The sequence below is a fragment of the Acidovorax sp. BoFeN1 genome, from assembly GCF_003345135.1.
Classification (GTDB): domain Bacteria; phylum Pseudomonadota; class Gammaproteobacteria; order Burkholderiales; family Burkholderiaceae_C; genus Acidovorax; species Acidovorax defluvii.
The window spans coordinates 1-10,815 of the sequence record NZ_QOZT01000110.1; the positions used below are offsets into that span (position 1 = coordinate 1).

The window sequence follows — 10,815 nt, forward strand, 5'->3', positions numbered from 1 at the left end:
GGCCGGGGGGCAGCGGTCATGGAGAGGCTCCTCGAATCAATCCCGCAAATTCTACTATTCGTAATTGATTTACTTAAAAATAATTGTAGGCGGTGCGGCACCCGGCGCGATGCGTGCAGGTGAGGCACCGGGGGCAGGCCCGCCGCAGGGCCGTTGCATGAAAAAAAAGCCGCCCGCCGGATACCCGGCAGGCGGCTTTACAGGGGGAAAACCCGTTTATTGCTTGACGGCCTCGACCTGCACCAGCAGGCGCACGTTCTTGGGGAAGCCCCATTCGATGCCGTAGTTCATGCCAAATACCGAGCGGTCGATGATGGTTTCAAAGTCGCCACCGCAAACTTCGCGCTTGAGCATGGGGCTTTGGTAGCAGGTGAACTGGTTGGCCTTCAGCGTCACGGGCGCCGTCTTGCCCAGCAGCGTCAGCTGGCCGGTGACTTCGCTGACGTTGTCGCCGTTGAAGCTGAACTTGTCCGACGTGAACTTGATGGTGGGGTGCTTGGCTGCGTCAAAAAAGTCCGGGCCCTGCAGGTGCTTGTCGAACGCTGCCGTGCCGGTGTTCACCGAGGTGGCATCGAAACTGATTTCCACCTTGCCAGCCTTGCCAGCACGGTCGAATTGCACGCTGCCCTCTTTCTTGTCGAAGCGGCCGCGGTTGACGGAGGCGCCAAAGTGGCTGATTTCAAAGGTCACGAACGTGTGGGCGGGGTCGATGGCGTAGGTGGCCGGGGCTGCGTGGGCAACACCTGCGGTCAGCGTTGCGGCTGCGGCCAGAGCGAAGAGGGATTTGCGCATGGAAAGGTTCTCCTGAAAGTCGTAGAAAAAGCCAAGGGGACGGGAAAAATCGGTCAGAGCTTGCCCACGCCGGTCAGCGCGAGCTTGAATTTCACCTGCACATCGTCTGCCACCATCGAGGTGTCGGCCCACTCGTTCTCGCCGATCTTGAACGCCAGACGCTTGAGCGGCAGCGCGCCGGTGGCCAAGGTGGTAGCGCCGTTTTGCACCAGTGTGACGGGCACCACTACATCGCGTGCCATGCCTTTGATGCTGAGTTTGCCGGTGACCTCGAATTTGCCTGCACCCAGGGCCTTGATGGCGCTGGACTGGAACGTGGCCTGCGGGAACTGCGGCACATTGAACCAGGTGGCCTTGGGCAGTTCGGCATCGGTCTCGCGCGAACCCATGGTAGCGCTGCCGGTATCCACTGTGAAGACGATCTTGCTCGTGGCCAGCTTGGCAGGGTCAAAGCTGACCTGTGCGTCAAACTTCTTGAAGTGGCCTTCCAGCGGCACACCCATTTGGCGCGCGGTGAATTGCACCTCGCTTTGCGCGGGCACCAGCTTTTGCTGAGCGACCGCAGGCTGGGCCGCCAGCAAGGCTGCGCTGCCCAGGGCCAGTGCGGAAAAGAACGAAGACATCTGCATGGGGAACTCCTGAAGAATCGGGTGACAGGATCAGCGGCGACCGGGCAGCATGCGCAGCATCAGCCCGTCGCGGTCAAAAAATTGGTGCTTCAGTGCGGCGGCCACATGCACCAGCACGAGGGCTGCCATGGCATACGCACTGAGCTTGTGCAGCGGCTTGAGGGCGTCGGCCAGATCAGGGCTCGCAGCGACGAAGTCGGGCAGTTGCCACAGCCCAAGAAACACAATGGGAAAGCCCGCCGCCGAGCTGTAGGCCCAGCCCAGCAAGGGCACGGCAAAAAACAGCAGATACAGCAGGTGGTGCGCGCCGTGGTGCGCTCGTTGCTGCCATCGCGGCATGGCTTGTTCCACGTTGGCGGGCAGTTGTGGCGGGCGGTGCGTCAGGCGCCACAAGAGGCGCAGCACCGACAGCGCCAGAATGCTGACCCCTGCCCATTTGTGCCAGTTGTAGAGCTTCAGGCGCTGGGGAGAAAACGGCAGATCGGCCATGTACAGGCCCACACCAAACAGGATGACCAGCGCCACGCCCAGCAGCCAGTGCAGCATCATGGCGGTGCGGGTGTAGCGCGGGGTGGCAAAGGCCTGACTCTGATGTGTGGTGTGCATGTGTGCGAAGGCGGTGATGGGTGCCTGTGGCGCTAAGTTGCGGGGGTTGCGCAACCTTGGTTCGGGGGCGCCGTGTATCAAAGAACCAAGTCTATGAAGCCACAGGTCTTGTGGGTTTCAGATGAATTGACGGCTTGATTCAAAAAAACTGAATTGATTGACCGTCTGTAATCAAAGTTCCCCAATGCTGTGCATTGGCTGGCGCCCCACAGAAAGACCAGCAAGCGCACACCGCCAGCGCGGTGGAGCCCCTCTGCGCCGCTTTAATGCGCGAGCGCGGCTTTTTTCCAGGCTTCGGCGGCGGCTTCGCCGTCGTTGCGTCGCTCTGCCAGTGCGGCCAGATGGCGCCAGGCGCTGGCGCGCAAGCCCGCATCCGTCAAATGGGGGATGGCCTGGGTCAGCAGTTGCTGTGCTTTGCCCCACAGCTGCCGTTTGAGGCATGCCACGCCGGCCAGATATTGCAAACGGGCATCGCGGGGGTTGGCCAGTTGCGCGGATTCGATGCGTGCAAGCCAGGCTGCATCCAGCGTGTCCAGACCCGATTCGAGGGCCCGCACCAGCTTGAGTGCATGGTGATCGGGCAGGGCATTGGGCAACTGCACCATGCGTTCCCACACCGGAACCAGCCAGGCCCTCGCCTGTGCGGGCTCGCCCCCAAGGTTCACCAAGCGCTGGGTGGCGTGGATGGCCAGCTCTGGCATGTTGCGCTCGAGCTGCTCCAGTTGCTGCCAGGTCTGCTGCAACTGGGACGGGTCGTGCGCGCTGTTGATGAGTTCGATGGCCAGGCCGCGCACAATGCTTTGCGCTGCGTCGGCCGAGAAAGCACGGTGCTTGCCCAGCAGGCGTGCCGTGTCCAGGGCATCCTGCGTCTGGCGCGCCAGACGGGTGGCCTTGAGCTTGATGCGCAGTGCCAGCGTGCGCCGGGCGGCGCCCTGCGGCAGGGCGGCAAGTCGTTGGAGGGCCAGATCGGCGTCGCGGTCGTCCAGCGCCCAGCGTGCACCACGCATCTGCACGCCTTCCCGCAGTTCCTGCTCGTGGGCGGAGCCACCGGCCGGGGCCAGGCCCAGGGCCAGCTGCAATTGGCTTTCGCGTGTGGCGCGGTCTTGCAGCGCGTGGGAACTCTCGGCCGCCACCATGTGCGCCAGCGCCCGCAGGTGGTGACCATGGGGCACTTTTTCGTTGGCAGCGGCGAGTGCTTCTTCTTTGACGAGGGCGGACAGCGCCGCCTTGCGTGAGCGGATGAAGCGACCGGCGAGCATGTGGGTGAGGGCATCCAGCATCGCACTGTGCATGGCGCGCTCTTTTTGCTGCACGCGCCACCGGCGTGCCTGGTGGGGCAACTCCAGCAGGGCCGCCAGCGCACGCAGCGCGGCATACACCGTGACAAAGCTGGTCACCAGCAGCAGCACGACCATGTTCAAGGAAAAGTCGATGCGGTAGGGGGGCCAGTAAAGCGTGAGGGTGCCCTGGTTGTTGCCCGCAAACAGGGCCGCAGCCACGGCCACGCCAAACAACGCCAGAAGCCAGAGTGCAGCGCGCATATCAGTAGTCCAATGCTTCGCGCGCGTTCGCGATCTTCGAAACTGGCGCCCCACAGGCCAGGGACGCCGAGCAAGGGCCGCCCCGCCGTGAGGGCGTCGTCCCCCTTGGGGGGAAGGCGCGAAGCGACTCAGGAGGGGTCATGTCATCTTCCCGCAGCGGCTGTTGCCAGCGCGGACAGGGTTTCGTCCAAGCGGGGCAGTTCGGCAGCCTTCATGCTGGCCTGGGCGGTCTGCAGCACGGCAGCTGCCGCCTGCGTGCGGCGCGATGCGGGGTCGAAATACTTGTTCAGTGCCGCCGTGGCGGCCGCCAAGTCGGCCCGGGCCGAATCAAATTGGCGGGCCAGCACGCCAAGGCGCGCATTGAGCAGCTTGAGCTTGAGGTTTTCGCGCAGAAAGAAGGTTTGCTCGGGCGCCAGCAAAATGGCTTCGGGCTGGTCGATGCGGCTCACGCGCACCAGGTTGCGGGCCTCGTCGCGCACCACTTCCCAGCTGCGTTGCAGCGTGGCCAGCCACCAGGCCTGCTCGCTTTGCGCGGCTGCGTCCGGTGCACTGTTGCTGGGAGCGGCGGCCAGGCGGCGCGTTGCGGCGGCCTGCGCCACAGCGTTTTGCACGGGCAGGTCGTCCACCTGGCGCACCAGGTCATCGAGGCGGGCCAGCAGGCCGGCGGTGTCGGTGACGGTGGCGCGGGTCATGCGATCCAGGTCGCGGCCGATGGCGCGCTGCACGGGCGCCAGGCGGGGCTGGGCGGCGCGCTCAATGCGCTGGTTCGCGCTTTTGAGGGCGGCGACCAGGGGCTCCAGGCTGCCGGTAAGCTGGGCCTGCTGATGTGCCATGCGGATGGCCGATTCGATGTCCACCACCAGGTTTTCGTCGCGCGAACGCGACAGGCTTTGCATCAGTTCTTCGAGCTGGCTGCGTTGCAGCGCCACCTCGCCCACCCGGGCTTCCGTGACCGAGAGGCGGGCGGCTGTGTCGCGCACCAGTTCTTGGGCCTGGCGCGCCATGGCGCGGGCCTCGATGGCCTGGGCTCCCGCATCAGCCGACTGGCGAGCAAGTTGCTCCTGGATGGTGTTGAGCTTCTGCCAGAGCAGGCCGCTGCTGACCAGGGCGGCAATGGCCACCGCGCCCAGAAGATAGGTGCCGGTGTGCCGCAGCGATGCGGTGGGTGCGACGCCCACCGCCGGGCCAGTGCCGGGCGGAGCAGCGGTCACCGGGTTGCCTGGAGCGGCTGGAGCTGAAGAATCGGTGGGGGGCACGAGGCTCATGCCGCCGATTCTATCGAGGCCACCACGTCATCCAGTGCGGGCCGGCATTCGTGCACGCTGCCAAACCCGGCGGCACGCGCTGCCTGTGCAATGCGTGGGTGCGTGGCCAGCGCGCGCGCCGTGTGCAGTGCCAGGCCAGGTGCGGCGCTGGCCAGGTGCGCAAGCGCTTCCGAGCTGCTGAGCAGCCACCACGAACCGTCGCCTGCCGCTGCATGGGCCAGCGTGGTCTGTTCGGGGGTGAGGCGCGGCGCACCCCGTGTGTAGGCCACCACAAACTCCACCGTGGCGCCCGCCTGCTCGATCTGGCGGGCCAGCCAGTCGCGCCCGATTCCGGGGCCTGGCTCGGCCCCCTCGGAGCAGCCGCGCACGATGAGAATGCGGTCGCCTGCGCGCACCTGTGTCGCCACCTGCTGCCACAGGGATTCCGAGTCGAACTGCGTTGCATCGGGCGCCGGGCTGTCGATGCAGTCGAGCGGAACCCCCGCGCGCAACAGTGCACGCAAGGTTCCGGGGCCAGGTGCCCATGCTCTTGTTTTAATAGCTGATGGCGCAGTTTCCGTAAGCGCTAGAGGCTCTTTTTGTTCAAAAAAGTAGTCCACTGCGTTGCCGCTGACAAACATGGCGGCACGGTAGCTGTCGAGCTGGGCCCGGGCCCGGGCGATGGCGGCGCGCGCACCGGGGTCGGTGCAGGCGCCAATGGCAATCAGGGGCAGCGCCGTGGCGGCATGGCCCCGCGCAGCCAGCTGCTCCACCCAGTGCGCCGCTTCGCGCGCGGGTCTGGTCACGATCACCCGGTTGGTGGTCACTGCAGGTTCAGCCGGCAACGGGGTCAACGCCCCGGGCACCGCCGGCGCGCAGTTGTGCCGCAATGGCGATGCCCAGGGCATCGGCGGCTTCCAGTGTGGCCACCGGGGCGCTGGCGCTGGCGCGAACCAGTGGCACACGACCGTCGGGGTCGCCCCAGGCGGCATCCAGCTGCAGGGTGCCCTGCACCAGCCGGCCATGCGCAGCCAGTGGCATCGAGCAGCTGCCGCCCATGGCGCGGCTGACGGCGCGCTCGGCGGTCACGGTGAGCCAGGTGTCCTGGTGGGCCAGCGGCGCCAGCGCATCCAGCAGGTCTTGCCGGTCGCTGCGAATCTCGATGCCCAGGGCGCCCTGGCCTGCGGCCGGCAGCATGTCGGTGGTGGCGAATTCGGTGCGGATGCGTTCTTGCAGGCCCAGGCGCTTGAGGCCCGCTGCCGCCAGCACAATGGCGTCGTAGTTGCCTTCGTCGAGCTTGCGCAGGCGCGTGTCGAGATTGCCGCGCAGCGGCTCGATGCGCAGATCGGGCCGCAGCGCCTGCAGCAGCACCTGGCGGCGCAGGCTGGAGGTGCCGACCACCGCGCCCTGGGGCAGGGCATCGAGCGATGCATAACGGGGCGACACAAAGGCATCGCGCGGGTCTTCGCGCTCCATCACGCAGGCCAGGGCAAAGCCTTCGGGTAGCTCCATGGGCACGTCTTTGAGCGAGTGCACGGCGATGTGGGCACGGCCTTCTTCGAGCGCTACTTCCAGCTCTTTCACGAACAGGCCCTTGCCGCCCACCTTGGAGAGACTGCGGTCAAGAATCTGGTCGCCCTGGGTGGTCATGCCCAGTAGCGAAACGGTGTGGCCGCGTGCGCGCAGCAGGGCCTGCACGTGTTCTGCTTGCCACAGGGCCAGGCGGCTTTCGCGCGTGGCGATCACCAGGGTAAGGGGTTGTGTCGGGCTCAAGTTCGTAACCTATTTGTAATCATTGGGCAAGCTGCGATGCTAGCATCGCGCCGCACCGGTGGCTGGTGTCCGCACAGGCTTGCACAGCAGGCTGGCAGCGGCCGGCTGCCCCCTCAATCCGGAGACACCCGCATGAAACGATCCGACAAGGACCAGCCCCTGATCGACGACATCCGCCTGTTGGGGCGCATTCTGGGCGACGTGATCCGCGAACAGGAGGGCGTGGAGGCCTACGAACTGGTCGAGCAGGTGCGCAAGCTCTCAGTGGCTTTTCGCCGCGATGCCGACCAGGAGGCCGACCGCGCCCTCAAGAAGCTGCTCAAGTCGCTGTCGGGCGACCAGACGGTGAGCGTGATCCGGGCCTTCACCTATTTCAGCCACCTGGCCAACCTGGCCGAAGACCGCCACCACATCCGCCGCCGCGCCGTGCACGAGCGCGCGGGCGACACGCAAGAGGGCAGCATCGAGGTCGCCCTGTCGCGCCTGCGCTGGGCCGGCATTGCGCCCAAGACCATTGCCCAGACCCTGGCCAGCAGCTATGTGGCCCCGGTGCTCACTGCCCACCCTACCGAGGTCCAGCGCAAGAGCATTCTGGACGCCGAGCGCGATATCGCCCAGCTGCTGGCGGTGCGCGACGACATCCAGGTGCGCGCACAGCTCTACAACAGCGCCAAGGACGCGCTCACCCCGCGCGAGCTGGCCGCCAACGAAGCCCTGCTGCGCGCCCGCGTGGCCCAGCTGTGGCAAACGCGCCTGCTGCGCTATAGCAAGCTCACGGTGGCCGATGAAATCGAAAACGCGCTGTCGTATTACGAATCCACCTTTTTGCGCGAGATTCCCAAGATCTATGCCGATCTGGAGCGGGAGCTGGGCCAGTACCCCGTGCACAGCTTTTTGCGCATGGGCCAGTGGATTGGTGGCGACCGTGACGGCAACCCCAACGTGACGGCGCAAACCCTGCAATATGCCTTGCGCAGCCAGGCCGAGATGGCGCTGCGGCACTACCTCACTGAAGTGCATTTTCTGGGCGGCGAGCTGTCGCTGTCGGCGCGCCTGGTCACGGTGTCGCCCGAGATGCAGGCGCTGGCCCAGCGCTCGCCCGACACCAGCGAGCACCGGCAGGACGAGCCCTATCGCCGCGCCCTGACCGGCATCTACGCGCGCCTGGCGGCCACGCTCAAGGACCTGACAGGGGGCGACGCAGCCCGCCATGCGGTGGCACCCCAGAACGCCTATGCCGGTGCAGAAGAATTTTTGGCCGACCTGCGCGTGATCGAGGCATCGCTTCAATCGCACCATGGCAAGGCGCTGGCGGCCGAACGCCTGCACCCGCTGATCCGCGCCGTGCAGGTGTTTGGCTTTCACCTGGCCACCGTGGACCTGCGCCAAAGCTCTGACAAGCATGAAGAAGTGGTGGCCGAACTGCTGGCCACCGCCCGCATCGAACCCGACTACAGCAGCCTGCAAGAGGCCGCCAAGCGCGCTCTGCTCATCAAGCTGTTGAACGATGCCCGGCCGCTGCGCGTAGTGGGCGCCACCTACGGCGACCACACCCTGGGTGAGCTGGCCATTTTTGAAACCGCCCGCGTGCTGCGCGAGCGCTTTGGCCACGAGGCGATTCGCCACTACATCATCAGCCACACTGAAACCGTGAGCGACCTGCTCGAAGTGCTGCTGCTGCAAAAGGAAGTGGGTCTGATGCGCGGCACGCTGGATGAGGATGGTACCCCCACGCTTGGCACTGGCGTGTCCTCGCTGCCCCAAGCAGGGGAAGGGGCCCAGGCTTCGCCGGTGCGTGGGGCTCGGGCCGGCTTGGGGCGGCCCGGCGCTCGGCCCGGCGCCCGCAACGACCTCATCGTGGTGCCGCTGTTCGAGACCATCGAAGACCTGCGCAATGCCGCGCCCATCATGCGCGAGTTCTATGCCCTGCCTGGCGTGGCGGCGCTGGTGCAGCGCAGCGGCGGCGAGCAGGACATCATGCTGGGCTACTCCGACAGCAACAAGGACGGTGGCATCTTCACCAGCAACTGGGAGCTGTACCGGGCCGAGATCGCGTTGGTGGAGCTGTTTGACGAACTCGATACCAGCCATGGCATCCAGCTGCGCATGTTCCATGGCCGCGGCGGCACTGTGGGACGGGGCGGCGGCCCCAGCTACCAGGCCATTCTGGCGCAGCCGCCGGGCACGGTGCGCGGCCAGATCCGGCTGACCGAGCAGGGCGAAGTCATCGCCTCCAAATACGCCAATCCCGAGATCGGGCGCCGCAATCTCGAAACCCTGGTCGCGGCCACCCTGGAGGCAACGCTGCTGCAGCCCACCAAATCGGCCACCAAGGCGTTTCTGGACGCTGCCGCGCAGCTTTCGCAGGCCAGCATGGGCGCCTACCGCGCGCTGGTGTACGAAACACCGGGCTTCACCGACTATTTCTTCAACTCAACCCCTATCCGCGAGATCGCCGAGCTCAACATTGGCTCGCGCCCGGCATCGCGCAAAGCCAGCCAGAAGATCGAGGATTTGCGCGCCATTCCCTGGGGCTTCAGCTGGGGGCAGTGCCGCCTCACGCTGCCGGGCTGGTATGGCTTTGGCGCTGCCGTGGAGGCGTTTGTCAACCTGGAAGGCAAGGACCCCAAGACCCAGATGGCCTTGTTGCAAAAGATGTACCGCCAGTGGCCGTTCTTTCGCACACTGCTTTCCAACATGGACATGGTGCTGGCCAAGAGCGACCTGGCCCTGGCCTCGCGCTACAGCGAACTCGTGACCGATGCCCGCTTGCGCAAGAGGGTGTTCAGCACCATCGAGGCCGAATGGCACCGCACGGCCGACGCGCTGACCCGCATCACCGGCGAGAAGCAGCGCCTCACGCACAACACCGCGCTGGCCCGGTCCATCCGCCATCGCTTTCCCTACATCGACCCCCTGCACCACCTGCAGGTGGAGCTGGTGCGCCGCTGGCGCGCGGGGCAGGGCGATGAGCGCGTGCAGACGGGTATCCACATCTCGATCAACGGGATTGCGGCGGGCCTGCGCAACACCGGCTGAACCGGGCTGGCCCCGCCCCGCCCGTTCTATTCAGACGGGATGGGGTCGGTCAGTCGCCCAGCAGTTCTCCGATGGCCTTGAGGTCTTCCACCCGGTCGCACACTGCCTTCACGGCCATCATTACCGGGATGCCCAGCAGCAGCCCCCACAGGCCCCACAGCCAGCCCCAGGCCAGTACGCTCACGAACACCGCCACGGGGCTCATGCTGCTGGCGCGGCTGGTGAGCCAGGGGGTGAGCAGGTTGCCGATGATGGTGTGGATGACCAGCGATGCCCCGCCAATGGCGAGGGCCATGTCGAGCGTGCCGAACTGCAAAAAAGCCACCAGCGCCGAGGCCCCCGTCACCAGCGCCGAGCCGATGTAGGGTGCCAGGTTGAGCACTGCAGCCACCACGCCCCACACCGCCGCGTTTTCAAGGCCCAGCGCCCAGTAGGCCGTGCCGGTCGCCAGCCCCACCAGCACACTGGTGAAGACCTGGACCAGCAGGTAGCGCTGGATCTGGCCGGTGATGTCGCCGAGCACATGGATGGTGATCTTGCGCCGCTCCAGGGTGGTGCCGGCGATGCGCACCAGCTTGTCGCGAAACAGGTTGCCCGAGGCCAGCGCAAAGTAGGTGAGAAAAATCACCACCATGAGCTGACCCAGCGCCGACATGAGCCCCATGGTTCCGCTCCAGAGGTAGTCGCGGATATTGAACGGCGGGCGTTCGATGATGACCCGTTGCACGCCGCGGCGCGGCGGGGCGCTGGCGCCATTGTCGTTGGCGGCCTGCTCGATCTGCGTTGCTGCCTTTTGCATGTTGTCCAGCGGGCTGCTGGCACCGGTGCGGTTCTTGAGGTTGTCGCGCACTTTCTTGGCGGCAACGGGGAGCGAGTCCACCAGCTGTGCTGCGCCGTCGCTGAGCGACCAGGCGGTGGTTGCCAGGCCCGAGACAATGGCCACCAGCAGCAAACCCGCCCCCAGCCAGCGCGGCACATGCCAGCGCCACAGGGCTTCCACCGTGGGCCTGAGCGCAGTGGTCAGCAGCAGGCTCAGCATGATGGGAATGAACACTGCGCTGGCCCAGTGCAGCAGCGCCACGCTGGCAAACAGCGCCAGCAACGCCAGCGACACGTTGCGCACATCCACCGGCATGTGCAGCATCACCGGCGCCCGCTGGCGTGGTGCATGGGCGGCGGGCTGTGCGGGAG

At 66.1% G+C, this 10,815-nt stretch carries 9 protein-coding genes; 1 reads left to right on the forward strand and 8 read right to left on the reverse strand.

The window, feature by feature from the left end:
- Nucleotides 1-216: 216 nt before the first annotated feature.
- The 7 genes from DTW89_RS17385 to hemC form a co-directional block, all read right to left on the reverse strand.
- Complete coding sequence (locus DTW89_RS17385; protein WP_111864903.1) at nt 217-792, reverse strand: YceI family protein; 576 nt, start codon at nt 790-792, stop codon at nt 217-219.
- 53 nt (nt 793-845) lie between these two features.
- A complete protein-coding gene (locus tag DTW89_RS17390; protein ID WP_114656841.1) occupies nt 846-1,421 on the reverse strand; it encodes a YceI family protein in 576 nt (191 codons plus the stop codon).
- 30 nt (nt 1,422-1,451) lie between these two features.
- A complete protein-coding gene (locus DTW89_RS17395) occupies nt 1,452-2,027 on the reverse strand; it encodes a cytochrome b (RefSeq protein WP_114656848.1) in 576 nt (191 codons plus the stop codon).
- 263 nt (nt 2,028-2,290) lie between these two features.
- Nucleotides 2,291-3,568, reverse strand: a complete 1,278-nt coding sequence (locus DTW89_RS17400; protein ID WP_114656842.1) for a heme biosynthesis protein HemY — start codon at nt 3,566-3,568, stop codon at nt 2,291-2,293.
- Between the two features lie 143 nt (nt 3,569-3,711).
- Nucleotides 3,712-4,833 carry a uroporphyrinogen-III C-methyltransferase gene (locus DTW89_RS17405; RefSeq protein WP_114656843.1) on the reverse strand — a complete coding sequence of 374 codons (1,122 nt, stop codon included), beginning with the start codon at nt 4,831-4,833 and terminating at the stop codon, nt 3,712-3,714.
- Entirely contained in the window at nt 4,830-5,639 is an 810-nt protein-coding gene (locus DTW89_RS17410) for a uroporphyrinogen-III synthase (protein ID WP_236637191.1), read from the reverse strand. Before DTW89_RS17410 ends, DTW89_RS17405 begins: the two co-directional genes overlap by 4 nt.
- Before the next feature lie 7 nt (nt 5,640-5,646).
- A complete protein-coding gene (gene hemC / locus DTW89_RS17415) occupies nt 5,647-6,585 on the reverse strand; it encodes a hydroxymethylbilane synthase (protein WP_114656845.1) in 939 nt (312 codons plus the stop codon).
- Between the two features lie 132 nt (nt 6,586-6,717).
- Here hemC and DTW89_RS17420 point away from each other — a divergent pair, with 132 nt between their 5' ends.
- Nucleotides 6,718-9,624: a phosphoenolpyruvate carboxylase gene (locus DTW89_RS17420; RefSeq protein ID WP_114656846.1), complete on the forward strand. Its 2,907-nt coding sequence runs from the start codon at nt 6,718-6,720 to the stop codon at nt 9,622-9,624.
- Between the two features lie 49 nt (nt 9,625-9,673).
- Here DTW89_RS17420 and DTW89_RS17425 read toward each other — a convergent pair.
- The coding region (locus tag DTW89_RS17425) for an AI-2E family transporter (protein WP_236637192.1) at nt 9,674-10,815 on the reverse strand (1,142 nt) is incomplete at its 5' end.